Annotated in this window: 20 protein-coding genes; 11 read left to right on the forward strand and 9 right to left on the reverse strand. The window is 73.0% G+C overall.

The window, feature by feature from the left end:
* The first annotated feature begins 512 nt into the window (after nucleotides 1–512).
* Genes ACFYU9_RS02910 through xdhC form a run of 3 tightly spaced genes read left to right on the forward strand, consistent with a single transcriptional unit; the run spans nucleotide 513 to nucleotide 5,183 of the window.
* On the forward strand, nucleotides 513–1,988 hold the full coding sequence (locus tag ACFYU9_RS02910) for a xanthine dehydrogenase small subunit (protein ID WP_389210309.1): 1,476 nt from the start codon (nucleotides 513–515) through the stop codon (nucleotides 1,986–1,988).
* On the forward strand, nucleotides 1,985–4,369 hold the full coding sequence (xdhB, locus tag ACFYU9_RS02915; protein ID WP_389210311.1) for a xanthine dehydrogenase molybdopterin binding subunit: 2,385 nt from the start codon (nucleotides 1,985–1,987) through the stop codon (nucleotides 4,367–4,369). Before ACFYU9_RS02910 ends, xdhB begins: the two co-directional genes overlap by 4 nt.
* Nucleotides 4,362–5,183, forward strand: a complete 822-nt coding sequence (xdhC, locus tag ACFYU9_RS02920) for a xanthine dehydrogenase accessory protein XdhC (RefSeq protein ID WP_389210313.1) — start codon at nucleotides 4,362–4,364, stop codon at nucleotides 5,181–5,183. Before xdhB ends, xdhC begins: the two co-directional genes overlap by 8 nt.
* 109 nt (nucleotides 5,184–5,292) lie before the next feature.
* On the opposite strand, the gene ACFYU9_RS02925 is transcribed toward xdhC, so the two are convergent.
* Together ACFYU9_RS02925 and ACFYU9_RS02930 are read right to left on the reverse strand one after the other, a co-directional pair.
* Complete coding sequence (locus ACFYU9_RS02925; RefSeq protein ID WP_389341762.1) at nucleotides 5,293–6,228, reverse strand: SPFH domain-containing protein; 936 nt, start codon at nucleotides 6,226–6,228, stop codon at nucleotides 5,293–5,295.
* An 88-nt stretch (nucleotides 6,229–6,316) separates the two neighbouring features.
* Entirely contained in the window at nucleotides 6,317–7,228 is a 912-nt protein-coding gene (locus ACFYU9_RS02930; protein WP_389341765.1) for a LysR family transcriptional regulator, read from the reverse strand.
* A 90-nt stretch (nucleotides 7,229–7,318) separates the two neighbouring features.
* Between ACFYU9_RS02930 and ACFYU9_RS02935 the strand changes: the two genes are divergently transcribed.
* Entirely contained in the window at nucleotides 7,319–8,857 is a 1,539-nt protein-coding gene (locus ACFYU9_RS02935) for an AMP-binding protein (RefSeq protein WP_389210319.1), read from the forward strand.
* 99 nt (nucleotides 8,858–8,956) lie between these two features.
* On the opposite strand, the gene ACFYU9_RS02940 is transcribed toward ACFYU9_RS02935, so the two are convergent.
* Entirely contained in the window at nucleotides 8,957–10,504 is a 1,548-nt protein-coding gene (locus ACFYU9_RS02940; protein WP_389341768.1) for a long-chain fatty acid--CoA ligase, read from the reverse strand.
* Between the two features lie 99 nt (nucleotides 10,505–10,603).
* Nucleotides 10,604–11,038, reverse strand: a complete 435-nt coding sequence (locus tag ACFYU9_RS02945) for a VOC family protein (protein ID WP_389210323.1) — start codon at nucleotides 11,036–11,038, stop codon at nucleotides 10,604–10,606.
* A gap of 207 nt (nucleotides 11,039–11,245) precedes the next feature.
* On the opposite strand from ACFYU9_RS02945, the gene ACFYU9_RS02950 reads away from it, so the two are divergent.
* The 5 genes from ACFYU9_RS02950 to ACFYU9_RS02970 all read left to right on the forward strand — a co-directional run bounded on the left by ACFYU9_RS02950 (nucleotide 11,246) and on the right by ACFYU9_RS02970 (nucleotide 17,959).
* Nucleotides 11,246–11,449 (forward strand): DUF6229 family protein, encoded by a 204-nt coding sequence (locus ACFYU9_RS02950; protein ID WP_389210325.1) that lies wholly within the window; start codon nucleotides 11,246–11,248, stop codon nucleotides 11,447–11,449.
* Nucleotides 11,450–11,568: 119 nt separating this feature from the next.
* The gene (locus tag ACFYU9_RS02955; RefSeq protein ID WP_389341771.1) at nucleotides 11,569–14,400 is read left to right on the forward strand and encodes a type 2 lanthipeptide synthetase LanM family protein; all 2,832 of its coding nucleotides are present in this window, start codon (nucleotides 11,569–11,571) and stop codon (nucleotides 14,398–14,400) included.
* A 127-nt stretch (nucleotides 14,401–14,527) separates the two neighbouring features.
* Entirely contained in the window at nucleotides 14,528–15,877 is a 1,350-nt protein-coding gene (locus ACFYU9_RS02960) for a tetratricopeptide repeat protein (protein WP_389341774.1), read from the forward strand.
* 166 nt (nucleotides 15,878–16,043) lie between these two features.
* Nucleotides 16,044–17,522 (forward strand): APC family permease, encoded by a 1,479-nt coding sequence (locus ACFYU9_RS02965; protein ID WP_389210330.1) that lies wholly within the window; start codon nucleotides 16,044–16,046, stop codon nucleotides 17,520–17,522.
* Entirely contained in the window at nucleotides 17,519–17,959 is a 441-nt protein-coding gene (locus ACFYU9_RS02970; protein WP_389210332.1) for a hypothetical protein, read from the forward strand. Before ACFYU9_RS02965 ends, ACFYU9_RS02970 begins: the two co-directional genes overlap by 4 nt.
* A 31-nt stretch (nucleotides 17,960–17,990) precedes the next feature.
* Here ACFYU9_RS02970 and ACFYU9_RS02975 read toward each other — a convergent pair whose 3' ends face one another.
* Nucleotides 17,991–19,496 carry an MFS transporter gene (locus ACFYU9_RS02975; RefSeq protein WP_389210334.1) on the reverse strand — a complete coding sequence of 502 codons (1,506 nt, stop codon included), beginning with the start codon at nucleotides 19,494–19,496 and terminating at the stop codon, nucleotides 17,991–17,993.
* 269 nt (nucleotides 19,497–19,765) lie between these two features.
* Between ACFYU9_RS02975 and ACFYU9_RS02980 the strand changes: the two genes are divergently transcribed.
* Complete coding sequence (locus ACFYU9_RS02980; protein ID WP_389341777.1) at nucleotides 19,766–20,554, forward strand: CPBP family intramembrane glutamic endopeptidase; 789 nt, start codon at nucleotides 19,766–19,768, stop codon at nucleotides 20,552–20,554.
* A gap of 30 nt (nucleotides 20,555–20,584) precedes the next feature.
* Here the strand turns inward: ACFYU9_RS02980 and ACFYU9_RS02985 are convergent, their stop codons facing one another.
* Nucleotides 20,585–22,321: an alpha/beta hydrolase gene (locus tag ACFYU9_RS02985; protein ID WP_389341780.1), complete on the reverse strand. Its 1,737-nt coding sequence runs from the start codon at nucleotides 22,319–22,321 to the stop codon at nucleotides 20,585–20,587.
* A gap of 192 nt (nucleotides 22,322–22,513) precedes the next feature.
* Between ACFYU9_RS02985 and ACFYU9_RS02990 the strand changes: the two genes are divergently transcribed.
* Entirely contained in the window at nucleotides 22,514–24,130 is a 1,617-nt protein-coding gene (locus ACFYU9_RS02990; protein WP_389210340.1) for a purple acid phosphatase family protein, read from the forward strand.
* Between the two features lie 79 nt (nucleotides 24,131–24,209).
* Here ACFYU9_RS02990 and ACFYU9_RS02995 read toward each other — a convergent pair whose 3' ends face one another.
* The 3 genes from ACFYU9_RS02995 to ACFYU9_RS03005 are packed head-to-tail and all read right to left on the reverse strand — an operon-like array spanning nucleotide 24,210 to nucleotide 25,994.
* Entirely contained in the window at nucleotides 24,210–24,623 is a 414-nt protein-coding gene (locus ACFYU9_RS02995) for a hypothetical protein (RefSeq protein ID WP_389210342.1), read from the reverse strand.
* Between the two features lie 27 nt (nucleotides 24,624–24,650).
* Nucleotides 24,651–25,025, reverse strand: coding sequence for a roadblock/LC7 domain-containing protein (locus ACFYU9_RS03000; protein WP_389210344.1), 375 nt, complete (start codon nucleotides 25,023–25,025; stop codon nucleotides 24,651–24,653).
* On the reverse strand, nucleotides 25,026–25,994 hold the full coding sequence (locus ACFYU9_RS03005) for a MarR family transcriptional regulator (protein WP_389341782.1): 969 nt from the start codon (nucleotides 25,992–25,994) through the stop codon (nucleotides 25,026–25,028).
* Nucleotides 25,995–26,068: the final 74 nt, after the last annotated feature.

The following is a 26,068-nucleotide window of genomic DNA, read 5'->3' on the forward strand; positions in this document are numbered from 1 at the left end:
GTCCTGTCGCCCGGCCGACGCCCCCTGACGCTGCCGTTTCCCGCGGGGTGGATCGAGGGGATCGTGGTGACCGTGTGGCGGGGCGTTCCGGGACGGGCGACGCGGCCTCCCGCACACCGCGGAACACGCCGTCTCATATTTCGTCGCATCAGGCTTGACCGATCGACCCGCGGCGACGTACTTTCGGCGCACCGACTCGTGAGCTGCGGAAAGGGGGCGAAGTCGGATGTCGATCTTCTCCGACCTGCATCGCCTCGCTCTGCGGACCGCCTGGGTTCCGGGTCGTGTCGCACACGGCTGCTGAACAGCCCTTTTCCGGAGTGCCCCTGTGTGGCCCCGGCATTTTCTGATTTCTGTCATCTGACATCTGTCACCGGGTCCGCACATTCTCCGCGCATTTCCGCGCCCCGATGTGCGATCCGGCTTCTTGAGCTGCGCCACCGATAGTAGAAGGCTCCTTAAATGGCGACTAGGCTAAACCGATCGACCGTGCACCGAAATGGGGACATGTCATGGTAGAGGCACGGATCACGGTCAATGGGAAAGAAGCGCCGATCTCACCCGCTTCACCCCACACGACGGTCCTGGACTTTCTGCGCGACCGCGGCCTCACCGGCACCAAGGAAGGCTGTGCCGAGGGTGAGTGCGGCGCCTGTTCGGTCCTGGTGGCCCGTCCCGGCGTGAACAAGCCGACCGACTGGGTGGCGGTCAACGCCTGCCTGGTGCCGGTCGCCGCGCTCGACGGCCAGGAGATCGTCACCGCCGAGGGCCTCGCCACCCCCGGCGAGCCCGGCACGCCCCCCACGCTGCACCCGGTGCAGGAGGAGATGGCGGTCCGCGGCGGCTCCCAGTGCGGCTACTGCACCCCGGGCTTCATCTGCAGCATGGCCTCGGAGTACTACCGCCCCGACCGCTGCGCGCACGGTGAAGCGGACGCGGACGCCGCCGGCCACGCGGACGCCGAGCACGGTCCCAACGGCTTCGACCTGCACGCGCTGAGCGGAAACCTCTGTCGCTGTACCGGCTACCGGCCGATCCGCGACGCCGCGTTCGCCGTCGGCGAGCCGGCCGAGGACGACCCCTTCGCACAGCGCCGCGACCAGGCCCCGCCCGAGCCGGTCGCCACCGACTACAGCCAGGACGGCAGCACCTTCCTGCGGCCCGGCACCCTCGCCGAGGCGCTGCGGGTGCTGCGCGAGCGTCCCGACGCCGTGCTCGTCTCCGGCAGCACCGACTTCGGCGTCGAGGTCAACATCCGTTCCCGCCGCGCGGGTTGCGTGGTCGCCATCGACCGGCTGCCCGAACTGCGCGAGCTGCGCGTCGAGTCCGACCACGTCGAGATCGGCGCGGCCGTGACGCTCACCGAGATCGAGCGCCGCCTGGACGGCGAAGTGCCGCTCCTCGCCGAGCTGTTCCCGCAGTTCGCCTCCCGGCTCATCCGCAACAGCGCCACCCTCGGCGGCAACCTCGGTACCGGCTCCCCGATCGGTGACAGCCCGCCGGTGCTGCTGGCCCTGGAGGCGTCGCTGGTGCTCGCCGACGCCGACGGCGAGCGCGTGGTCCCGCTGGCGGAGTACTTCACCGGCTACCGGCAGAGCGTGCGCCGCCCCGACGAGCTGATCCGCGCGGTGCGGATCCCGCTCCCGCTGGCGCCCGTCACGGCCTTCCACAAGATCGCCAAGCGGCGCTTCGACGACATCTCCAGCGTCGCCGTCGCCTTCGCGCTGGACATCGAGGACGGCATCGTCCGCAAGGCCCGCATCGGCCTCGGCGGCGTCGCCGCCACCCCGATCCGCGCCCTCGCCACCGAGGCCGCCCTGGAGGGCAGGACCTGGTCGGCGGAGACCGTCGAGGCCGCAGCCCGCGAGCTGCGCGGCGAAGGCACGCCGATGGACGACCACCGCGCCAGCGCCCTTTACCGTTCCGCCATGCTCGGCCAGAGCCTGCTGAAGCTGTACGCCCAGACCACCGAGGCGGTGTCGTCATGAGTCATCTGTCCGAGCGTCCCGAGAAGCCCGTAGTCGGCGTCTCGATGCCGCACGAGAGCGCCGGCCTGCACGTCACCGGCACCGCGCTCTACACCGACGACCTGGTCCACCGCACCAAGGACGTGCTGCACGCCTACCCGGTGCAGGTCATGAAGGCCCACGGCCGGATCACCGCGCTGCGCACCGAGCCCGCGCTCGCCGTGCCCGGCGTGGTCCGGGTGCTGACCGGCGCCGACGTGCCCGGCGTCAACGACGCCGGCATGAAGCACGACGAGCCGCTCTTCCCGGACGAGGTCATGTTCCACGGCCACGCGGTGGCCTGGGTGCTCGGCGAGACCCTGGAGGCGGCCCGTCTCGGTGCCGCGGCCGTCGAGGTGGAACTCGACGAGAAGCCCGCCGTGGTCACGCTGCAGGACGCCATCGCGGCCGAGAGCTACCACGGCGCCCGGCCCCTGATGGAGACCGGTGACATCGACGCCGGCTTCGCCGACTCCGCGCACGTGTTCACCGGCGAGTTCCAGTTCTCCGGCCAGGAGCACTTCTACCTGGAGACCCACGCGGCGCTGGCCCTGGTCGACGAGAACGAGCAGATCTTCATCCAGAGCAGCACCCAGCACCCGTCGGAGACGCAGGAGATCGTCTCGCACGTGCTCGGCGTCCCCGCCCACGAGGTGACGGTGCAGTGCCTGCGGATGGGCGGCGGCTTCGGCGGCAAGGAGATGCAGCCGCACGGCTTCGCGGCCGTCGCCGCGCTCGGCGCCAAGCTGACCGGCCGGCCCGTCCGCTTCCGGCTCAACCGGACCCAGGACCTGACCATGTCCGGCAAGCGGCACGGGTTCAACGCCACCTGGAAGATCGGCTTCGACGCCGAGGGCCGCATCCAGGCCCTCGACGCCACCCTGGTCGCCGACGGCGGCTGGAGCCTGGACCTGTCCGAGCCGGTGCTCGCCCGCGCGCTGTGCCACATCGACAACACGTACTGGATCCCCAACGCCCGCGTCGCGGGCCTCATCGCCAAGACCAACACGGTCTCCAACACCGCCTTCCGCGGCTTCGGCGGCCCGCAGGGCATGCTGGTGATCGAGGACATCCTGGGCCGCTGCGCGCCGCTGCTCGGCCTGGACCCGATGGAGCTGCGCGAGCGCAACTTCTACCAGCCGGGCCAGGGCCACACGACGCCGTACGGGCAGCCGGTCACCCAGCCCGAGCGGATCGCCGCCGTCTGGCACCAGGTGCAGGACGACGCCGGCATCGCCGACCGCAAGCGCGAGATCGCCGCCTTCAACGCCGCGCATCCGCACACCAAGCGGGCGCTGGCGCTCACCGGCATCAAGTTCGGCATCTCGTTCAACCTCACCGCCTTCAACCAGGGCGGCGCGCTGGTGCTGATCTACAAGGACGGCTCCGTCCTGATCAACCACGGCGGCACCGAGATGGGCCAGGGCCTGCACACCAAGATGATGCAGGTGGCCGCCACCACGCTGGGCATCCCGCTGCACAAGGTGCGGCTCGCCCCCACGCGTACCGACAAGGTTCCCAACACCTCGGCGACCGCGGCCAGTTCCGGCGCGGACCTGAACGGCGGCGCGATCAAGAACGCCTGCGAGCAGCTGCGCGGGCGACTGCTGCAGGTGGCCGCCACCCAGCTGGGCGCCAACGCCTCCGACGTGCGCATCGTCGAGGGCGTCGCGCGCGCCCTGGGCAGCGACAAGGAGCTGGCCTGGGACGACCTGGTGCACACCGCGTACTTCCAGCGGGTACAGCTGTCGGCGGCCGGCTACTACCGGACCGAGGGGCTGCACTGGGACGCGAAGTCCTTCCGGGGCTCGCCGTTCAAGTACTTCGCCCACGGCGCGGCCGCGACCGAGGTGGAGGTCGACGGCTTCACCGGCGCGTACCGCATCCGGCGCGTGGACATCGTGCACGACGTCGGCGACAGCCTGTCCCCGCTGATCGACATCGGCCAGGTCGAGGGCGGCTTCGTGCAGGGCGCCGGCTGGCTGACCCTGGAGGACCTGCGCTGGGACACCAGCGACGGCCCGAACCGGGGCCGGCTGCTGACCCAGGCCGCGAGCACCTACAAGCTGCCGAGCTTCTCGGAGATGCCGGAGGAGTTCAACGTCACCCTGATGGAGAACGCCACCGAGGAGGGTGCCGTCTACGGCTCCAAGGCCGTCGGCGAGCCTCCGCTGATGCTCGCGTTCTCGGTGCGGGAGGCACTGCGCCAGGCCGCCGCGGCCTTCGGGCCGGCCGGCGCCAGCGTGGACCTCGCCTGCCCGGCGACACCGGAAGCGGTGTACTGGGCCATCGAATCGGTCCGTCAGGAAGACGGACGCGACGGCGGGATCCCCGCCGGCGCGACCGCGCTCAGCCATGCCTGACACGACCTGGGTCGCCGCGGTCGCGCGGTTGCGGGCCCGCCGGGAACCCGGCGTGCTCGTGACCGTCGCGACCGTGCGCGGTCACGCACCTCGCAAGGCCGGCGCCAAACTCGTCGTGGGACGTGACCAGGCATGGGGCTCGATCGGCGGCGGGAACATCGAGGCCGTCGCGATCGACCGGGCCCGTGAGCTGATCGGCAAGGCCGACGCGGAGCCGGAGCTGATGGAGTTCGCCCTGAACGACAAGGTCACCGGCCGGCACGGCGTGCAGTGCTGCGGCGGCGCCGTCTCCGTGTTCCTGGAACCGCTGCCGGTGGTCCCCGCCGTGGCGGTCTTCGGCATCGGGCACGTCGGCCTGGAGCTCGCCCGCATCCTGGCCCGCCACGACATCGACCTGCACCTGACGGACTCCCGCGCCGAGATGCTCGCCGAGGAACGGCTCGACGTGCTCACGGCGGACGCGGTCGCGCAGATCCACGTGCACCACACCCCGCTCCTCCCGGAGGAGGTGCTCGAAGAGCTCGCGCCCGGCACCCACGTGCTGATCATGACGCACGACCACGCCGAGGACGCCGCGCTCTGCGACGCCGCCCTGCGCACCGGCGGCCTCGGTTCGATCGGCCTGATCGGCTCGTCCGCCAAGTGGGCGCGCTTCCGCAAGCGCCTGGCGGACGAGGGCGGCCACGACGACGCCACCATCGACCGCATCAAGACGCCGATCGGCATCGCCGGAATCAGCGGCAAGGAACCCGCCACGATCGCGGTGAGCGTCGCGGCCGACCTGCTCCTGGCCTTCGAGCGGGAGCGCCGCTGATCCCGGGAAGCGGCGGCCGGGGCCGCTCCGGCCCCAGGGCCTGATCCGCCGGACAGGCCCCAGCCGGTGTCGTGCCGGTCCCGGCCCGGTCATGCCGGGCTCGCGACCCCTACGCGCGCGGATCCTGCGGCGCCTTGGGCGCGTCCGGCACCGCGGCGGGGCTCGCGGCGTCCGCCGCCGGGCGCTCCGGCGCCTGGGCGATCGTGTCGTTCGCTGCCGGGCCGTCCGGCGCCTGGGCGGGGATCGTGTCGCCCGCGCCCGTACGGGCCGTCGCCTCCTGCCCCAGCCGGTGCGCGGCCCGGTCGAAGTAGCGCAGCAGCTCGACCGGGAACGGCATCACCAGGGTGGAGTTCTTCTCCGCCGCCACCTCGACCACCGTCTGCAGCAGCCGCAGCTGCATCGCCTCCGGCGTGTCCGACATGATGCGCGAGGCGTTGGCCAGCTGCTGCGCCGCCTGGAACTCGCCGTCCGCCGTGATCACCCGGGCCCGCCGCTCGCGTTCGGCCTCGGCCTGGCGGGACATCGACCGCTTCAGCGACTCCGGCAGCTGTACGTCCTTGATCTCGACGCGGTCGATGTTCACGCCCCAGCCGGCCGCCGGGCTGTCGATCATCAACGCCAGCCCCTCGTGCAGCCGTTCGCGGTCCGAGAGCAGGGCGTCCAGCTCGCTCTTGCCGATGACGGAGCGCAGCGAGGACTGGGCGACCTGGCCCACCGCGAACACGTAGTCCTGCACCTCGATGGCGGCCCGCACCGGGTCGGTCACCTTGAAGTACACGACGGCGTCGACCTTCACCGACACGTTGTCGCGCGTGATGCCCTCCTGTGTCGGCACCGGCAGCACCACCACCTGCACATTGACCTTGCGCATGCGGTCGACGAACGGGATGAGGAAGGTGATGCCGGGCTTGCGGTAGCCGGGGAGCGCCTTGCCGAGGCGGAACACCACCCCGCGATCGACCTGATTGACCACCCGCATCCCGCTCCGCAGCACCAGCAGGACCAAGACGATGACGACCACGAATGCGACAACAGCGCCGTCCATGGCGACTGCCCTTCTCATGAGGCGAACCTGACAGAGAGGAGGACCGTGGACGGCGCCCGGCGGATCCGGGCGCCGCGTCAGGGAATCGTCAAGAATCCCGCGGCACCCGCCCCCGGCCCTCCCCCTGGAAGTACCCGACGGTGAAGTCGCCGAAATCCCGGGCCGCGGGCGGCAGATAGGCCGACCGGTGCCGTACGAGCCACAGCACCCGGTGGCTGTCCGGCGTCGCGAGCCGTGCCCAGCCGACCGTGGCCGGGGCGCGATCGCCGGCGTCCCGCACCATGGCCGGCAGCAGGGCGACCCCGAGGCCCGTGCCGACCATGTCCAGGATCGCGCCCGGCTCGTTGCCCTCGCACACGATGAGCGGCCGCAGCCCCGCACCCGCGAACAGCCTGTCGGTGAGGTCCCGCTGCCAGTGCCCCGGACCGGGGGCGATGAACGGCTCGCCGTCCAGCGCGGTCATCGGGACACCCTCCCGGCCGTCCAGCGCGTGCCCGGCGGGCACCGCGAGCAGCACCTCCTCCCGCAGCAGCTCCACCGCCTCCATGCCGGGTCCGGAGAGCGGGCGGGAGGTGAGGCAGTGGTCCACCTCGCGGGTGCGGAGCAGGTGCGCCATCGCGTCGGCGGGACACTGGCGCAGCCGGACGTCCACGCCGGGCCGGGCGCCACGGAAGCGCAGGAGCAGAGCGGCCAGGGTCATCAGCGTCTCGGCGGCCACCGTCACCGCGCCGCTTCCGGAGCCCGCCGCGTCCGCCAACTCGCGGCGGCCGTCCTCCAGTTCGCCCAGCGCCCGGTCGACCCGGCGCAGGAAGGCCGCGCCGTGCCGGTTGAGCCGGATGCGGCGGCCGCGGCGCTCGAACAGCTCCACGCCCAGGTCCGCTTCGAGGCGCGCGATGGTGCGGCTCACCGAGGGCTGGGCCACCCGCAGTTCGGCGGCCGCCCGGCTGATGTGCTCGTGACGGGCGACGACCTGGAAACAGCGCAGCGCGAGCAGATCCATCCCGGCCCTCTCTCTCATCACCGCCGGGGCATCATTTCATGGCCGAACCGGTCTTGGACCGTATGAGCGAGCCGCCCATAGCCTCGGCCCATGACCGAGAACACCTGCTTTGCGTACGAGAGTTACGTCGATTCGCTCCTGGACGTGCTGGCCGGTGACCCCGGGCGCCCGGCCCTGGTCGCGCCCTCGGGCCGCACCCTCCTGGCCGGCGCGTTACGCGACGAGATCCTGCGGACGGCGGCGGAACTGGCGGCGCGCGGCATCGGCCGCGGCGCCACCGTCACGTTCCTGACGGGCAACCGGCCCGAGGCGCTCGTCGCCCGGTACGCGGTGAACCTGCTCGGCGCCCGGGCCGTGTTCCTGAACGCGGGCACGGCCCCCGCGGTCCAGGCGCGGATCACGGCCGAGGCCGGGACCGCGATGCTGCTCGTCGACCCAGCCGCGCGGACGGCCGCCGAGGCACTGCTCGCCCGCGGCCCCGTCCCCGCCGTCCTCGCCCTCGGGCCGTCCCCGGTCGGCGAGGACCTGCCGGCCGCCTCGGCGCGCCGGGAGCCCCGGCCGATGACGGGCGCCGCGCGCGCCGGGGACGACTGGTGCGTACGCTTCACCGGCGGCACGACCGGCATCCCCAAGGGCATCCGGATGGCCCACGGCCCGTACGCGGCGACGCTGGCCCACTACGCCGCCCGGATCCCGGCCGGATCACGGCCCCGCGCCCTCGCCTGCACCCCGCTCGCGCACATGGCCGGCATCCTCGCCGACATCACCCTTCTCGCCGGCGGCAGCGTGGTGCTCCAGGCCGGGTTCGACGCCGGCGCGGTGCTCGCCGCCCTCGCCCGTGAGCGCGTCACCGACATCTGGCTGCTGCCGCCCCTGCTGTACGAACTCCTCGACCACCCGGACCTTCCCGCGACCGACGTCTCCGCGCTGCGCCGCGTGTTCTACGGCGGGACCGCCGCGTCGGCGCGCCGCCTGGAGGAGGCGGCCCGGGCGCTCGGCCCGGTGCTGCACGGCTGGTACGGGCAGACCGAGGCGGGCAACATCGCCGAGGTGCTGCCGCACGAACACGGCAGGACGGGACCCGGCGGCCGGCCCACGGCCGGGCGGGCGGTGCCCGGCGTCGACATCGAGATCCGCGGCGCGGACGGTGCGGTTCTGGCACCGGGCGAGACCGGTGAGATCCATGTGCGCACGCCCATGATGATGAGCGGCTACTGGCGGCGGCCCGAGCTGACCGCCGAGGTGCTGCGCGACGGCTGGATCCGCACCGGGGACGTCGGCTGCCTCGACGCCGACGGACATCTCTACGTCGTCGACCGCCTCGGCGACATGGTCGTCGTGGTCGGCGGGCACGTCCACCCGGCGGAACTGGAGGAACTGCTCCTCGCCCATCCCGCCGTCGCCAGGTGCGCGGTGTTCGGCGTGCGCCGCGCGGACGGCACCGAGGAGGTCCACGCCGCGATCGTCCCCGCGGCGGGGCAGGCCGCGGACCGCGATCCGATCCGGGCGTACGTCACGGAGCACAAGGGGGCGATGTACGCGCCGCACGTCGTCCACACCGTCGACGGCATCCCGCTCACCGAGGCCGGCAAGCCCGACAAGAAGCGGCTGCGCGCGACGCTCGCGTGAGCGTCGAGGCCGCCTTCCTGCGCCGCCCTCGGCCCTCGGCGCCGAGGATCACCGGGTGCGCGCGGCCCGCGCGCACCCGGTGCCCGACCGCCTTGCCCGTCAGCCGAGTTCGCGCTTGAGGATCTTGCCCGTGGCGGTCATCGGGAGGGCCGTGACGATCTCCACGACGCGCGGGTACTTGTGGCCGGCCATCTGCTCCCGGCCCCAGGCGACCAGCTCGGCGGGGGTGGCCTCGGCGCCCGGCTTCAGGACGACGAAGGCCTTGACCTCCTCGCCGTGGCTCTCGTGCGGGACCCCGACGACCGCGGCCAGGCCGATCGCCGGGTGCGTCATGAGCACTTCCTCGATCTCGCGCGGGTACACGTTGAAGCCACCGCGGATGATCATGTCCTTGGCGCGGTCGACGATGTAGTAGAAGCCGTCCTCGTCCCGGCGGGCCAGGTCACCGGTGCGGAACCAGCCGTCCCTGATCACCTCGGCCGTGGCCTCGGGGCGGTTGCAGTAGCCCTTCATCACGTTGTGGCCCTTGACCGCGATCTCGCCGATCTCGCCGCTGCCGGTCACCTCGGACCAGTCGTCTTGGATCAGCTTCACCCGGACGCCCCAGATCGGGACGCCGATGGAGCCGGGCCGCGGCTCCCGGTGGGGGTCGCTGAAGGTGACCACCGGGCTCGTCTCGGAGAGGCCGTACCCCTCCAGGATCTGCACGCGCAGCCGGTCCTTGACCTGGTGGATGATCTCGACGGGCAGCGCCGCGCCGCCGGAGACGCCGATCCGCAGGTTGGCGGCGATCCGGTCCACGTCGACGTCGTCGGTGAGCGCGGACAGCAGGGCCCACCACATGGTCGGGACGCCGGCGAAGAAGGTGATCTCCTCGGTGTCCATCAGCCGCACGACCTGGTGCGGGTCGAACCGCGGCACCAGGTGGAGCGTGGCGGCCATCGAGAACCCGGCGTGCATCTGCACGGTCGCGCCGAAGGTGTGGAACAGCGGCAGGCAGAGCACATGGCTGTCGGTGGCCGGACGGCTCTCGAACATCCTGTTGCAGGCCATCACGTTCATCATCGTGTTCGCGTGCGACAGCTCGGCGCCCTTGGCCTGGCCGGTGGTGCCCGAGGTGTAGAGGACGACCGCGGTGTCGGTGGCCTCGGTGACGACCGTGTCGAACACCGGGCTCTGGCCGGCGAGCGCCGCCCCCAGGGTCTCGGCGCCCTCGACCGGGCCCGGCGCCGCCGGATCGGCGGTCACCAGGAAGAAGTGCCGGGCCGACTCGACCTCCTGGAACGCCGCGAAGCCCGCCGCGCCCATCGGGAGCTCCGCGGAGCCCTCGAAGCAGAAGTACGCCGTCGCGCCGGCGTCCTTGAGGTGGTAGGCGATCTCACGGCTCTTCAGCAGCACGTTGAGCGGCACGACGACCGCGCCGGCCTTGAGGATGCCGTAGTAGACGACCGGGAAGTACGGCAGGTTCGGGCAGCTCAGCGCCACCCGGTCGCCGGGGCCGACACCCCGCTCGACGAGCAGGTTCGCGACCTGGTTCGCGGCGGCGTCGACCTGCGCGTAGGTCAGCCGGGTCGCGCCGAGAACGACCGCGTCGCGGTCGGGGTACGTGCGGGCGGAGTCCTCGAGCAGGACCGACAGGTTCAGCATGGTGTCCTCCGTGAATCCCGGGGTGCGGTGGTCGGGCATGGGGCGGCCCGGGCCGCCGGAGCCGTGCTCCGGGGCCCGGGCCGCCGTCTCGGCGCGTGCTCAGTCGAGACAGAACTCGTTGCCCTCGATGTCCTGCATGTTGATGCACGACTCGTTCTCGCCATCGGCGTAGAGCGTGTTCAGGTGCACCGCGCCGAGCTTGACCAGGCGTGCGCACTCGGCCTCCAGCGTGGCCAGGCGCTCGTCACCGACGAGCCCGGTGCCGGCCCGCACGTCGAGGTGCACCCGGTTCTTGACGACCTTGCCTTCGGGAACGCGCTGGAAGAGCAGCCGCGGCCCCACACCCGAGGGGTCGGAGCAGGGGAAGTACCTCACCTGCTCCTCGGCGGGCAGCGAGCCGAAGTACTCCTCCCAGCTCGCGGACCCCTCCGGCGGCGCCGGTATGACGTATCCCAGCACCTCGCACCAGAATCGGGCGAGACGCACGGGATCCGCGCAGTCGAAGGTGACCTGGAACTGCTTGATCGTTGCCATCCTGCCATCGTGCCACCGAAGCGGGGGCCCACGCCGCTCATTTCCCCTTGCAAATCCGCAGGTTGGCGGGAGCGCCGGCGGCAGGACCGGGCCGGGCGCGCCGGGACGCCCGCCCGGCGAATGGCCGGTTCTCGACGGTCACGGACGGGTCGCCTCCGGTGGATTCTGTAGCCCCGTGCACTTCCGACGCATCGTAGGAGGTTCCGCATGCCCGTCATGTCCACCACCCGCGCGGACGACATCGTCACCGCCTGGCTCCAGGGCGCCGAGTCGGCCTTCGGCACCGACAACCCGGCCGGTCCGCTCTACGTGGGCGGCGCCGCCGGCGAGGCCGCGCTGACCGACGGCACCGAGGCGCTCCTCACCGGCTGCAGCAGCTGTACGGGCTCGCTGCACAGCTACTGCTGCTGACGAGCCGCCGTACGGCACGGACGCACCACCCGGGGAGCCCTCGCCGAGGGTTCCCCGGCCCCGCAAACCCCCTCGGGGCCCGCCCCAGCCGTGGAGAGGACTGCAGCATGGTGGAACCGGTGGCAGCGGACCGCGCGGCCGGCGGACCCCCGCCCGACGGATGGTTCGCGGGCCCGGTGGACGTCTTCGCGGCCCCGCTGTTCGCGGAGCTCGACGACCGGATCCAGGATCCGGCCGGGCTGGCCCGCGACGAGCGGGAGGTGCTGCGCGAGGCGACGCGCGAAGCCCTGCGCCGTACCCTCCAGCTCCGCCTCAACCGGGTGCTCCTGCTCGAACTGCGCGCCGCCTCCCTCGCCGGCGACCTGCCCGGCGCCGACCCGGCCGCGCGCTGGGACGCCTTCCTCCGGCACGCCGCCACCCCCGGCTTCCTCGACGCCCTGCACCGGCGCTACCCGGCACTGCGCCCCCGCGCCCTCGCCTCCGGGCGCCTGCTGATCGACGGCGCCCTGGAGCTCGGCACCCGCCTCGCCGCCGACCGGCGGGCCGTCGCCGGACTGCTCGGCGGCGACCCCGGACCGCTGCGCGCCCTGGAGCTCGCCCGCGGGGACACCCACCACGGCGGCCGGGCGGTGGCCCGGCTGGTCTTCGAGACCACCACCGTCATGTACAAGCCGCGACCGGTGGAGGTGGACGCGGCACTGCGCTCCTTCCTCGCCGCCGTCCCCGGCACCGAGGACCTGGGCGTGCCGAGGGTGGTGGTCCGGGGCGGCTACGGCTGGGCCGAACACCTCGGCCACCACTACTGCCGAGGCGAGGCGGAACTCGCCCGCTTCTACCGCGCACTCGGCGGCTGGCTGGCCGTGATGCGGCTGCTCGGCGGGACCGACCTGCACGCCGAGAACCTGGTCGCCCGCGGCCCGGTGCCCGCCGTGGTCGACGCCGAGGCGCTGTTCACCCCCGACGTCGAGGTCCCGCCGAGCGGCCGCGGCGACGCCGTGGACCGGGCCGCCCGCACGATCCGCAACACGGTGCTGCGCACCGGCATCCTCCCGCTCCGCACCGACGGCTACGCCCTCGCCGGCGTGGACCTCTCGGCCGCGGGCGGTCTGCCCGGCCAGCAGCCGCGGATCCGCGTCCCCGTCATCGCGGACGGCGGACGCGACACCGCGCGGATGGAGATCGGCGAGGTGGACCTGCCGCCGGCCCGCAATCACCCCAGCCCCGAACCGGTGCTGATCCGCCACTGGGACCAGGTGCTCACCGGCTTCGACCGGCTCACCGCAGCCCTCGCGGAACGCGACGCCCGCGGCGAACTCGAAGCGGCGCTGCGGCAGTTCGACGGCTGCCGGGTCCGCCGGATCCGGCGGCCCACCCAGACCTACACGGACATCGGCCGGATGCTCTGGCACCCGGCCTCGCTGCACGACCCCGACGCCGCCCTGGCCCGGGCCCGCGACATCCTCCACCGCAACGCCCTCGCCGCGCCCGGCGCGCCCCGCGATCCGGCGGTGATCGACGAGGAGATCGCGGACCTCCTGGTCGGCGACGTCCCCGCCTTCGGCGAACAGGTCGACGCGCGACGCCTCGACGCCTTCCTGACGGGGTGGCGGCGGGCGGACCTCACCCGCGAGCGGGACACCATCCGCAGCGCCCTCGTCGGCGCCTACCTGAACGAACGCAAGCTGCCCGACCGGGTGCGGACACCCGCCCGCGCGCCGTACTCCGACGACCTGGACCGGCGCCGCCGCGCGCTCGCGGCCGAGGCCGTACGGACGCTCTGCGCGGCGGCCGTGCGCGGCGACGACGCCACCGCGACCTGGATCAGCCCCGTACTCACCGACTACGGCTGGGCGATCCGCCCGCTCGGCGCCGACCTCTACACCGGGCAGGGCGGCGTCGCCGTCGCCCTCGCCGAGTACCTGCGGGAGCAGCGGGCCGGGCGGGCCGAGCCCGTGGCCGACGTCGAGCCCGTCCTGACCGGCGCCCTGGAGGTGCTGGCCGCCACCGAGGACACCACGCCGACCCGCCAGCTCGGCGGGTTCACCGGCATCGCCTCGCAGGTGTGGACCTGGGTCGCGCTGCACGAACTCCTCGGCACCCCGGGCCTGTTGGACCGCGCCCGGGCCAGGGCCGCGCTGCTGACCCCGCAGGCCATCGCCGAGGACCGGGCGCTCGACGTGCTCGGCGGGGTGGCCGGTGTGGTCGTCCCGCTGCTCGACCTGGCCGCACGCACCGGCGAGGACCGGTGGTCGGCGGTGGCCGCGGAGGCCGGCCGGCACCTGGAACGCACGGCGGTCGTCGACGACCGCGGCGCCCGCTGGTCCACGGTGATGTTCCCGGAGGGCATCGGCGGATTCGCCCACGGTGCCACCGGCGCCGGCTGGGCCCTCACCCGGCTCGCCCTCTCCACCGCCGGCAGCCCGGCCGACCGCCGCCGCTGGTACGAACTCGGCGCCCTGGCACATGACTTCGAGGAGTCGCTGTACGCGCCGGCGGAGCGCGCCTGGGTCGACGCGCGGATCGGCGGGGACGTGGACCATCCCACCGCCTGGTGCCACGGCAGCACGGGCATCGGCCTGGCCGCCGCCGACCTGTACGAGCGCACGGGCGATTCCCGCCACCTGGACACCGCGCTCCGCTCCGGCCCGGCGGGCCTGCGCGAGGGCTTCGGCTGGAGCCACACCCTCTGCCACGGCGACCTCGGACTCCGTGAACTCCTCCACCGTCTGCGCGGGCTCAAGGGATACGAGGGCCCGACCGCCGCCGAGGCCGACGCGGAGGTGATCACCGGCATCGAACAGCGCGGCCCGGTGGGCGGCCTCGCCAAGGAGGCGTTCGCGCCCGGGCTGCTCCCCGGACTGTCCGGTGTGGTGCACCACCTGCTCGCGATGCATCCCGACGCCCGCCTGACCTCGCCCCTCCTCCTGGCCCACCCTCGAAGGCCGGCCTGAGCGCCGCGAGCCGACCGCCCCCCGGACGACGGCGGACGACGATCACCTGATCAGGGACTGTGCTCCGGCGCCCCCAACTGGCTCCATAGGAAAGGACGTAACGGCTCTCAGGACGAGGTGATCAGCGTTGGCGACCGACCGGTACGGTCACGACTTGTACAACGGCACAGCAGAGGCGGCCGCGCACCTGGACCGGGCCGTGGAGCACCTGCTCTTCTTCCGCCCCGAGGTGACGGAGGCGGTCGACGACCTGCTCCGCGCCGCCCCCGCCGCACCGGTCGCGCACGCGTTCGCGGCCTATCTGGGCGTGCTGGGCACGGAACCGACCGCCGCGGCGGCGGCCCGCAAGCGGTTCGACGCCTTCGCCGCCGGCTTCGACACGAGCAAGTGCTCCGCCCGGGAGCGACTGCACACGGCCGCCGCCGCGAGCCTGCTCGCGGGCGATCTGCGGCGGGGCAGCGCGCTCCTGGAGGAGCTGACCACGGCCTGCCCGCGCGACGCGCTCGCGCTCTTCGTCGGGCACCAGCTCGACTTCCTCACCGGCGACGCCCCGCGGCTGCGGGACCGGATCGGCGGCGCCCTTTCGGCCTGGGAGGACGACGACCCGCACCGGGGCCCGCTGCTCGGCATGTACGCCTTCGGCCTGGAGGAGTCGGGGCACTACACCCACGCCCGCGAGACGGGATCGGCGGCCGTCGAGCGCAACCGCCACGACGTGTGGGCCATCCACGCGATCGCGCACACCTACGAGATGCAGGGCCGCTTCGCCGACGGCACGGCCTTCCTCGACGCGCGCGCCGCCGACTGGTCGGGCGGCAACTTCCTGACGGTCCACAACTGGTGGCACTACGCGCTCTACGCCCTGGAGGCGGGCCGGCCCGACACGGCGCTCGGCGTCTACGACACGACGCTGCACCACGGGGGGTCCAGGGGAGTGGCGATGGAACTCCTCGACGCGGCGGCCATGCTGTGGCGCTTCCATCTCGCGGGATCCGACCAGACCGGCCGGTGGGAGGCGCTCGCGGACGCGTGGTCCGCGCGGGCCGATCCGCCGTTCTACGCCTTCAACGACGTCCACGCCGTGATGTCCTACGTCGGGGCGGGCCGGGTCGCCGAGGCCCGCCGGCTCATCGACGGCCGCCGGAACTGGCTGGCCGAGCCCGGCGCGCACATGGTCACCAACCACGCGATGACCGCGGACGTGGGCCTGCCCGTGTGCGAGGCGCTGGTCGCGTACGCCGGAGGGGACCACGACACCGTCATGGACCTGCTGTGGCCGCTGCGCCGGCGGCTCCACGAGTTCGGCGGCAGCCACGCCCAGCGCGACGCGCTCCAGCAGACCCTCGTCGAGGCCGCCCTGAGGTCCGGGCGGCACGACCTGGCCCGGGTCCTGATCAGCGAGCGGACCGCGCTGCGCCCGGACAGTCCGTACAACCGGCTGAGCGCGGCGCGCCTCGCCGGCTCACCGGGAGAGTGACACCGAGGGAGCGACACCGAGGGAGCGACACCGGGGGAGTGGCACCGGGGGAATGAGAGCGGGGGAGTGACGGCGGGGCCGTCACCCGTCCGGCCCCCCTGATCCTGCGCGCCCGCCCGCCACGGCCGAGTCTGATGTCCATCACGGCCGCGCCTGAGGAGGGCACATGGCATCGATGGACGTTCCCGCCGACCTGCCGGAGCAGGGGGCCCGTACGACGACACGAGCCGGCGCACCGCCCGTCCTTTCGTGGCTGACGCTCGCGTTCATGACCACGGCCTCGGTGGCGAGTCTGCGGGCCGCCCCGACCATGGCCATCTACGGCCTGGCCTGCGTCTTCCTCTACCTGGTCCCGGCCGTCGTCTTCCTGCTGCCCACGGCGCTCGTCTCCGCGGAGCTGGCGTCCGGCTGGTCGGGCGGCGTGTACCGGTGGGTGGCCGAGGGGCTGTCGAAGCCCCTCGGCTTCCTCGCCGTGTGGTGCCAGTTCGCGATGACGATCTTCTACTACCCGAGCCTGCTGGCCTTCGTGGCCTCGACGATCGCCTTCGTCATCGACCCCGCGCTGGCCGCCAACGGCGTCTACACGGCGATCGTCATCATGGTGCTCTACTGGACCGGCGTCTGGGTCTCCTCGCGCGGTACGAAGGCCCTGGCGGGGCTGTCCAGCTGGGGCCTGATCATCGGAACGCTCGTACCGGGCACGCTGCTCGTCGTCCTCGGCATGGTCTTCCTCGCCCAGGGCAACCCGTCGGCCGCGCCCATGACCGCCTCGCACCTGCTGCCGGAGTGGACCGGCCTGGCGAGCCTGGTGCTGATCGTCAACAACTTCCTGTCGTACTCCGGCATGGAGATGAACGCCGTGCACGTCTCCTCGCTGAAGAACCCGGCGAAGGAGTACCCGAAGTCGATGTTCCTGGCGATGGGACTCGTCCTGCTCATCTTCATCCTGCCGGCGCTCGCGATCAGCTGGGTCGTCCCGGCCGACCAGCTCAGCCTCACGGCCGGCGTCATGCAGGCGTTCGACGCCTTCTTCTCGTACTTCGACATCGGCTGGATGACGCCGATCGCCGCCGTGATGCTCATCTCCGCCTCGCTCGGCGGCATGCTCACCTGGCTGGCGGGCCCGTCCAAGGGCCTCCTGGAGATCTCGCGCAGCGAGGGCTACCTGCCGCCGTTCCTGCAGAAGCTCAACAAGCACGGCATCCAGCAGAACATCCTCGTCACCCAGGGCATCGTCACCTCGGTCATCGCCCTCGGCTACGCGCTCATCCCGAACGTCTCCAGCGTCTACTGGATCTTCTCCACGATCACCACGCAGGTGTACCTCATCGTCTACCTGCTGATGTTCGCCGCGGCCATGCGCCTGCGCAAGAACCAGCCCGACCACCCCCGCGGCTACCGGGTCCCCGCCCTCGGCCTGGTGTGCGTGACCGGCCTGCTCTCCTCGCTCGCCGCCCTCGCCATCGGCTTCGTGCCGCCCTCGCAGTTCGGCGGCAGCAGCGTCTGGTCGTACGTCGTCATCGTCGGCGGCGGTCTGGTGATCCTCGGCCTGCTCATCCCGTGGACCTTCCTGAAGCTGCGCAAGCCCAGCTGGCGCACCGCGGCGGCCACCGGGTCCACCGGCTCCACCGGAGGCGCGTCGTGAGCCCCACCCGCTTCGCGATGCAGCACCGGTGGATCTACGCCGGTGCCGTCGCCCTCCTGCTCGGTCTGGTGATCACCGGTCTCATCCGCTACGCGAGCATCACGAAGACCACCCTCTCCCAGCAGAAGGCCGACGAGCTGAGCTCGGAGCTGGTGAAGGCCGGCTACCCGGCCCCCGACACGGACACCGTCCAACAGCTCCTCGGCACCGACGGCGGCGCCGTCTGCGCGGACCCCGACAGCGCCCTGCGCAACGCCCTCTACCGGATCCAGCAGCTCTCCACCGGCGCCCCAGGACCCGGCAACCGCCCCGTCATCGCCGACACCAAGGCCGTCGAAGCCGAACGGATCGTGCTCCAGGTCTACTGCCCCGACCAGGTCGACGACTTCGACAGGGCGATCCAGGACCTGAAGACCGACGACACGGTACGGAGGTGAACACCGGCGGGACACCGCCGGTGACCCCCTCTCAGGCCCCGTCCACCGGCCTGGTGGGTACGGTGTGCGCGCTCGCGGCGGCCGCCGCGGCGTAGTGGGCGGCCGTCGGCGGGCCCGAAGGCCGGAAGCGGCCGACCAGGAGGGCCAGGGCGACGCCGAACGCGCAGAACAGGGCGAGGCCGACGGACGCGCGCGAGAACCCGGCCGCGAGCGCGTCCGCCGTCGCCGTGCCGGCCGCGTGGTGGCGGGTGTAGACCGAGCTGAACAGGGCCGCGGTGACGGCGGTGAGCACCGCCGATCCCACGTAGCGGCCCATGTTGGAGATCCCGGAGGCGGCACCGACCTGGTCCTTGGTGACGCAGGCCGTGGCGACCGAGGACGCGGGACCGTTCGCCAGACCGAGGCCGACGGCGAGCACGACGAGCGGCACGACGAAGTTCGCGTACTCCCAGGACGACGCGACGAAGCCGAAGACGGCGAAGGAGACGGTCGCGATCCCGAAGCCGCCGGCGATCACCTTACGGGCGCCCAGCCGGTCGACGAACCGGGTGATCAGCGGAGCGGTCACGACGATGCCGGCCGCCGCGGGCAGCGTGGCCACACCGGCCTCCAGCGGGCTCATGCCCAGGCCGTCGGGGTTCTGGAAGTACAGACTGCAGATGTACATGATCGCGTTGATGCAGCCGGCCACCACGAGGATGGCGACGCTCGACCCGACCAGCATCTTGTTGCGCAGCAGCGCCAGGTCGATCAGCGGCGTCCGCACGCGCTTCTCCACCAGGACGAAGCCGATCAGCGACGCGGCCGAGATCACGAAGCACACCAGCGTCGGGGCACTGAGCCAGCCCCACTGAGAGCCCTCGGTCACCGCGAAGACGAACGGCACGAGCACGGCGGCGATCAGCGCCGTACCCGCGAGGTCGACGGAGCGCGGCCGCGACGGGTCGCGGGACTCCGGCACCGTACGGAGCGTCAGCGGCACGCAGGCGGCCGCGATCCCCGCGTCGATCCAGAACAGCCCCTGCCAGCCGGTGACGTCGACGAGCACACCGCCGAGCAGCGGCCCGGCGGCGGCACCGGCGGCCGAGGCCGCTCCCCACAGGGACACCGAACGCATCTGCGCGTCCCCCGAGGTGCCCGCCGACAGCAGGCTGAGCCCGCAGGCCAGGATCGTCGAGCCCGCCGCGCCCTGGATCGCCCGGCCGGCGATCACGGTCGCGCCGCTGCCGCCCAGCGCGATCAGCACGCACGAGGCCACGAACAGCAGCAGGCCGCAGAGGAAGATGCGCCGGCGTCCGAAGATGTCGCCGAGCGCGCCCGAGGTGACGATGACGGCCGCACCGACCAGCGAATAGCCCGTCACCGCCCACTGCAGGGTGGCCAGGGAGGCGCCGGTGTCCTCGCTGATGGCCGGCAGCAGGATGCTGACCGCGGAGGTGTTCGCGTTCACGACGAAGGCGGAGACGCAGGTGGCCGCCAGCACCCCGCCCGCCGCGCGGGCGGGCTCCGCCGCCGCGCTTGCGGCGTCCGCGGTCACCCGGCCGCCCCGGGTCGGCGGGGAGGAGGATGCGGGAGTCCACGACGGGGATCCACCATGAGCGCTCCGGAACGGGTACATGATCACACCGGCACTGACGCCGGCACTGACGCCGGCACCCTAGGGCCGCGGACCGGCCGTCCGCGGCCGACCCTCCGTTCGGCGGACTTCCCTTCACCCGCATGGAGGCGGGTGCCGTAGCGTGGTCGGAGGGAGGGGTGAGAGGACTCGCCGGCGCAGCCCAAGGACTGAAGGACGGACCCACTCTGGTGCCTTCGCACGTTCCCGGCGGCCCCGACGACGCCGGGGCGCCCCCGTTACGGGGCCCCGGCGGCGGTGCCCCGCCGCGCCGCCGGTGGCGCGGGCCGATCGGCACCTGGCCGGCCGTGGCGCTCGTGGTCGCCGTGCTCGTCGCGGCCAATCTGCTCCTGCACCGGTGGACCGGCCCGCCGCGCCTGCCGGCGGCCGTGGCGGTCAGCGCCCTGCTGCTCGGGGTGCTCCGCTGGGCGGGCGGCACCCTGGCGGACGCCGGACTGGCCCGCGGGACCCGGGCCCGCGGCGCCGGGTGGGCGCTGGCCCTGATGGGCCTCGTCGGGGCGGTCTACCTCGCCGGAGCGCTGCTGCCGGCCACGCGCGCGCTGTTCGAGGACCGGCGGTACGAGTCGATGACCGGCGCGGAGCTGGTGGCGCGCGTGCTCGTGGTGGTCCCCGTCGGCACCGTCCTGGTGGAGGAGGTCGCCTTCCGCGGAGTGCTCTACGGGCTGCTGGCCCGGGCCCGCGGGAACGCCTGGGCGACGACGGTGTCGAGTCTGCTGTTCGGCCTCTGGCACGTGCTGCCGTCGCTCCACCTGGCCACCGCGAAACCCGCGCTGACCACCGTCGTCGGTGACTCCGCGGCCGGCTCCGTCCTCGCCGTCGCGGGCGCCGTGCTGTTCACCGGGGCGGCCGGCGTCCTGTTCTGCGAACTGCGGCGCCGCAGCGGCAGCCTGCTGGCGCCCATGGGCCTGCACTGGGCGGTCAACGCCTTCGGTTACGTCGCCGGCTTCGTCCTGCGCTGACCGCGCGCCGCCCGTCCCGCGCCCACCGGCTCAGCCGTTCGCCTCGACGACGGCGCGCAGCCGGTCCAGGTCCTGCGGGGTGAAGCCCGACGGCCGCATGACGGTGTTCCAGCCGTCGACGTAGGCCGCCTTGTACCGGTGGCCGTGGCCGTCCGGCACCCCGGTGGAGAACGGCAGGTCGGCGGTGACCTGCCAGAAGGTCACGAAGGGGATCCAGACCATGGTGTCGAGCACGTCGCGGCCGGGCGCCTCGCCGATCCAGTCGGGCTCGGTGAACGCCAGGTCCGGGCTCCACCACACGATCGGGTCGGACGGGTGCATCAGGTACAGCACCCTGGTGCCGTTCCACGGCGCGTCCTTCGGCGGGATCCCGGCGGCCGGGTCGTCGGTGAACCGTACGGTCCGGCCGTCCTTGTAGACGGGCTCGATCTCCGGACTGCCCGGGTCGCGGTGGTCGCTGAAATCGCGGAACAGGGCGTTGAAGTTCGGCGGACCGGCGAACAGCGTGCCGGCGGTGCGGATGCGCAGGTCGGCCTCGCCGCTGAACGCCGTCTCGCCGCCGAACGACCCGAGGCTCTCGCCCGCCACGAACAGCCGGGGCCGGCGGTCCTGGGGCAGCTGGGACCAGACGTCGTAGACGGCGTCGAAGAGGTCGCGGCCGGCCGCGCGCGCCTTGGACTGGTCCACGAGATAGGACAGCCACGACGGCAGGTACGAGTACTGCATCGCCACGGTGGCCGAGTCGCCGTTGCCGAGGTACTCGAACGAGTCCACCGCGGCCGGGTCGACCCAGCCGCTGCCCGTGGTCGTCACCACGAGCAGGTTGGCGCGCTCGAAACCGCCGGCCCGCTCGAGGTCCGCGACGGCGCGCTGGGCACGGGCCTCCGTGTCGTCGGTCGTGGCGAGTCCGGCGTACGCCCGTACCGGCTCGCGCGCCGGGCGGTGGGTGAGCGCGCCGATGTCGGCGGCCGTCGGGCCCTTGCCGGTGAACGCCCGGCCCTCCCGGCCCAGCGAGTCCCACGGCACCAGCGAGCCCGGCCCGCCGGAGCGCAGCGGGGACGTGGGCTGGTGCACGCCTTCGGGCGTCTCCTTGTCCCGTACCGAGAACGCCTGGTTGGCCCCGTTCACGAGTCCGGACAGCAGCACGCCGCTGACGACGGCCCACGCCAGGCCCGCCACCACGATCCAGCCGACGGCCCGGGCGGCGCGCGGGCCCACCCAGCGGCGCAGCCGCCGGGCCACCCACCGGTACAGACGCCGCAGTCCCCGGCCCGCCAGCAACAGCAGCAGGAAGACGAGCGCGGCCACGAACGGGCAGGCCACCGTCGCGGGGACGCTGTACTCGGTGACTCCCATGAGCTGGCGGATCTCGTGCTGCCAGTACTGGCCGAGCCCGAACGACACCCCGAACAGGACGATCGCGCCGATGATGAGCACCTGCCACGTCCTGCGGGACGGGCTCCGCGCCTCGCGGTCGGCGAACGCGCGCCACACATAGGCCGCGATCACGCCGAGCCCGTATCCGATGGCCGCGCTGATGCCGGCGATCAGCCCCTGCAGGACACCGCCGCGCGGAAGCAGCGAGGGCGTGAAGGACAGGCAGGCGAGCAGGAGCGCGCCCCAGCAGCCGGGCACCGTGAGACGGAGCGACCGACGGCGCCTCCCGGCCTCCGGGGCCGGCTCGGCGTCGCCGGTCCCCGTGTCCGCGGGCCCGGGAGGGCTGTCCGACGGGTCGGACGGGGAGTCGTCGTGTGGGTCAGGAGTCATGGCTGTCCTCCCGGGCCATGCTCCCAAGGCCCGGGAAAAGGTGCCACTCGGGCCGCCGGCGGATCGGGTCGGGGGCCCTGGGGGAGCGGAGGAGCGGAAACTTTCGTTCAAGAGTGTTCCGCGTCGACGCCCGGACAATCGATCGAATCCTAGGGTTCACACGATCAATTTCCGTAGAGAGAAGGACTTTCCATGTCGATTCCACGCAGACTCTTACTCGCCGGCTCGACGGCCGGCGCGGCGGCCGCCGCCGTCGGGAGCGCGGGAAGCGCCGAGGCCGCCGAGCGGCCGGCCGCCGCGGCCTCGCCGCTGCTGCAGCGCACACCCGGCAGCATCGGAGCGCCGGGCGTCGCCGGGCTGCACCTCCAGTTCGGCACCGACCCCGCCACCGAGATGACCGTCTCCTGGATCAGCCCCCAGTCCGTCCGGCGCCCGCGGGTGCGCCTCGCGTCGCCCGACGGCGGCACCGGGCGGGTGGTCGACGCCGAGACCCGGACCTACCGCGACGGGTTCTCCCAGCAGGAGGTGTACGTCCACCACGCCCGCGTCACCGGGCTGCGGCCGGACACCACCTACCTGTACTCGGCCGGGCACGACGGCACCGCGCCGGAGACCGGCTCGTTCACCACCGCGCCGCGCGGCCGTGCCGCGTTCACCTTCACCAGCTTCGGCGACCAGGGCACGCCCAACCTGCGCCGGACCCTCACCTGGCCCACGGAGAACACCCCGCCGCCGCTCGGCCACTTCCCGCTCTACACCAGCACCCAGGGCGGCACCGAGGCGTCCGCCGACATCGTGGCCGCGGTGGAACGGGTCGGGCCGCTCTTCAACCTGATCAACGGCGACCTCTGCTACGCGGGCGTGGCCGGCGCCATCGGCGAGGACCGGGTCGCGACCTGGGCCGACTGGTTCATCAACAACAGCCGCTCGGCGCGGCTGCGGCCCTGGATGCCCTGCGTCGGCAACGGCGAGACCGAGAAGGGCAACGGCCCCCTGGGCGTCACCGGCTACCAGACCTACTTCACCCTGCCGGGCGCCGCGACCGCCACCGACCCCGACACCGACGGCCTCTGGTACGCCTTCACCGTCGGCGCCGTCCGCTTCATCAGCCTGGCCAACGACGACGTGGCGCTCGTGGACAGCGGCGAGCTGTATGTGCGCGGATTCTCCGACGGCGCGCAACGGCGCTGGCTGGAACGGGAGTTGAAGGCCGCGCGGGCGAGTGCCGGCATCGACTGGATCGTCGTCTTCATGCATCACCCGATGATCTCCAGCCACCGCAGCGGCGGCAGCGACCTCGGCGTGCGCGAGGCATGGGGACCGCTCTTCGACGCGTACGGCGTCGACCTGGTGCTGTGCGGCCACGAGCACTACTACGAGCGCTCGCTGCCGGTCCGCGGCACCCTGCCGAACGACGTCCGCACCCCGGTCCCGGTCTCCACCAGGACCGATGTCGCCGACACCGCCCAGGGCACCGTGCACATGATCATCGGCGGCGGCGGGAACTTCGCCACCACCCAGGACGACCTGTTCGAGGAACCCAAGGGCCGTGTCGTCGTCGACGTCGGCAAGGTGCCCGAGGGCCGCCACCGCAAGCCCGTCTACGTCACCGAGGACGCCCCCTGGCGCGCCGTCCAGGACCGCGTCCACCGGCACGGCTTCTGCGCCTTCGACGTCGACCCGGGCACCCGCGGCTCCGGGCGCACCCGGATGCACGTCACGTACTACACCTTCGACGGCCCCTACGGAGAGCTGACGCCGGTGGACACCTTCATCCTGGAACGCCCCCGCGCGGACGCCCGCCACTGACACCGGCCGCCGACGCCGGGCCCTGACGCCCGGCCCGTGCCGGTTCCGGCGAGTCGCGCCCGCCGGAACCGGCACGCCGTCAGAGCCCGGACGCCTTGACCACGCGCCGGGCCTGGGCGAAGAGCATGCCGACGTTCACCGACTTGCGGCAGACGACGACCGCGACGACGTCCTGGCTCTGGGTCATCCGGATGAACAGATGCGTCAGGTTGGCACTGTTGACGAGGATCTCCTGGAAGTAGTGCTGGTCGTTCTCGACACCGCGGCGTTCCTTGAACACGTCCTCGATCAACACCACGGTGCGGCCCTGGAACAGGTCGAGCGTGGCTCCCGCGAGCAGGTCAAGGACCTCCGGCGGGTGGCTGTCGACGGTCTCGTAGGAGAGGAGCATGCCGGTGCCCATGTCGACCACGCCGGCCGCGAGGCAGTCAGGGGCCTCGGAGCGCAGTTCCTTCACCAGTCCGAGGATCGCGTCCGAGAATCCCTGCGTCATCGTTTTCGTCACCATAGTCGTCAGTCGTCACTTTCCGCCGGACAGGAGGGCTTCCACGCGTTTGAGGACCGGCTGCGATTCCAGGTGGAGCCGGTCGAGGTCCAGCCCTTCGTCACCGAGGACGACCATCAGCGCGGTGTCGGCCACGGCGTAGACCGCCGCGCAGCCGGTGCTGCCGTACGCGACGGTCCGGCGCAGCGTCCCGCGGCCGGTCGCGCCGGCGGTGCGGCGCGCGATGCCGAGGCCCGCGGCGGCGAGGGCGGCGAGGCCGTTCGGTTCGATGCCGTCCTCCGTGTCGGCGGCGATGAGGATCCCGTCGACGGCCGCGAGGGCCGTGTCGGTGATTCCCGGTATCTGATCGCGGAGCCCTCTCATCTCCGCGGTCAATGCCTCATGGTCCATTCACGTGTCCCTTCGCGCAGGTTCCTGGATTCCCCGAGCGCCGTGAGCCGGTGGCTCCGTGACGCACCGCCCGGGTACGGCCCCGTGTCCGGGGCCCCTTCGATCCCTCGCGGACGCGTCCGCGAGGAGAGTCCTCGTCGTGAAACCGCTGCCCCCGGGGACGCGGCGCGGCAGGTCCGCGAGGGCGCCCGCGCCGTCCGGGCCGGGGGCCGCGCGCCGGGGTTCGAGCGACCGGACCGACCACGGGCTCTCCGCGTGGCCGAGCACCTCGCCCCGGCCCGCCCGCTCCAGGAGTCCTTCGCCGAGCATCCGGGAGATCTCCACGGTGACGTGGTAGACGCCTCGGCCCAGCACGAAGGCGATGTCGCGCGCGGTACGCCGGCCGTTGGCGTGGAAGAGGATCTCCCCGCGCCGCGGGGCCAGGTGCTCGGACGGCCCCACGACACCGCGGCCGGCGACGACCCGTTCGCGATCGGGGAGAACGGCCTGCGGCAGCGCGGCGAGCCCGGCGAGCTTCCGGGCCGCGCTGTCCAGGAGCCCCAGCGGATCCTCCCCCCGCGCGGCGGAGCGCGGCGGCACGCTCCGCGAGACGGCGACGCACTCGGCGGTGTCTCCCGCGACGACGGCGAAGACCGCGTCCTGCAGGGCCATCACCGTGAGCACCTGCAGTTCGGCCGCGCCGATGTGCCCCGACGCCACGAGCTGGTGGCCCGGCGCGCTCGTCCCGGCCGGCGACGACGTCGCCCAGTCCGCCGCGCTGACCCGCCCGGAGCGCAGCAGGAGCGCCTCCACGCCCGGTGCTCCGGGCGTCTCGACCGCGATCACCTGGCCCTGCCGGAGGTGGAACACTCCGCCGGGCCGGCCGTGCACCCTCAGCACGAGGGTGGAACGCGCCGCCCGGCACTGGGCCAGGGCGAGGTAGAGCAGTCGGTGTCCGGCACGGTGAAGGCAATGGCGCGTATCCAGCAAAGCCCGCCCTTTCCACGCCTGAAACGGTTTCCGCACAGCGAATTTCGCACGGACGCCCGAAGTGTGACGCCGAC

It is taken from the genome of Streptomyces sp. NPDC004327 (assembly GCF_042873935.1).
Lineage (GTDB): Bacteria > Actinomycetota > Actinomycetes > Streptomycetales > Streptomycetaceae > Streptomyces.

Bases quoted from the DNA above. Each gene is read 5' to 3' on its own strand.
- ACFYU9_RS02910 (WP_389210309.1), top strand. From the start codon at position 513: ATGGTAGAGGCACGGATCACGGTCAATGGGAAAGAAGCGCCGATCTCA.
- xdhB (WP_389210311.1), top strand. From the start codon at position 1,985: ATGAGTCATCTGTCCGAGCGTCCCGAGAAGCCCGTAGTCGGCGTCTCG.
- xdhC (WP_389210313.1), top strand. From the start codon at position 4,362: ATGCCTGACACGACCTGGGTCGCCGCGGTCGCGCGGTTGCGGGCCCGC.
- ACFYU9_RS02925 (WP_389341762.1), bottom strand. From the start codon at position 6,228: ATGGACGGCGCTGTTGTCGCATTCGTGGTCGTCATCGTCTTGGTCCTG.
- ACFYU9_RS02930 (WP_389341765.1), bottom strand. From the start codon at position 7,228: ATGGATCTGCTCGCGCTGCGCTGTTTCCAGGTCGTCGCCCGTCACGAG.
- ACFYU9_RS02935 (WP_389210319.1), top strand. From the start codon at position 7,319: ATGACCGAGAACACCTGCTTTGCGTACGAGAGTTACGTCGATTCGCTC.
- ACFYU9_RS02940 (WP_389341768.1), bottom strand. From the start codon at position 10,504: ATGCTGAACCTGTCGGTCCTGCTCGAGGACTCCGCCCGCACGTACCCC.
- ACFYU9_RS02945 (WP_389210323.1), bottom strand. From the start codon at position 11,038: ATGGCAACGATCAAGCAGTTCCAGGTCACCTTCGACTGCGCGGATCCC.
- ACFYU9_RS02950 (WP_389210325.1), top strand. From the start codon at position 11,246: ATGCCCGTCATGTCCACCACCCGCGCGGACGACATCGTCACCGCCTGG.
- ACFYU9_RS02965 (WP_389210330.1), top strand. From the start codon at position 16,044: ATGGCATCGATGGACGTTCCCGCCGACCTGCCGGAGCAGGGGGCCCGT.
- ACFYU9_RS02985 (WP_389341780.1), bottom strand. From the start codon at position 22,321: ATGACTCCTGACCCACACGACGACTCCCCGTCCGACCCGTCGGACAGC.
- ACFYU9_RS02990 (WP_389210340.1), top strand. From the start codon at position 22,514: ATGTCGATTCCACGCAGACTCTTACTCGCCGGCTCGACGGCCGGCGCG.
- ACFYU9_RS02995 (WP_389210342.1), bottom strand. From the start codon at position 24,623: ATGACGCAGGGATTCTCGGACGCGATCCTCGGACTGGTGAAGGAACTG.
- ACFYU9_RS03000 (WP_389210344.1), bottom strand. From the start codon at position 25,025: ATGGACCATGAGGCATTGACCGCGGAGATGAGAGGGCTCCGCGATCAG.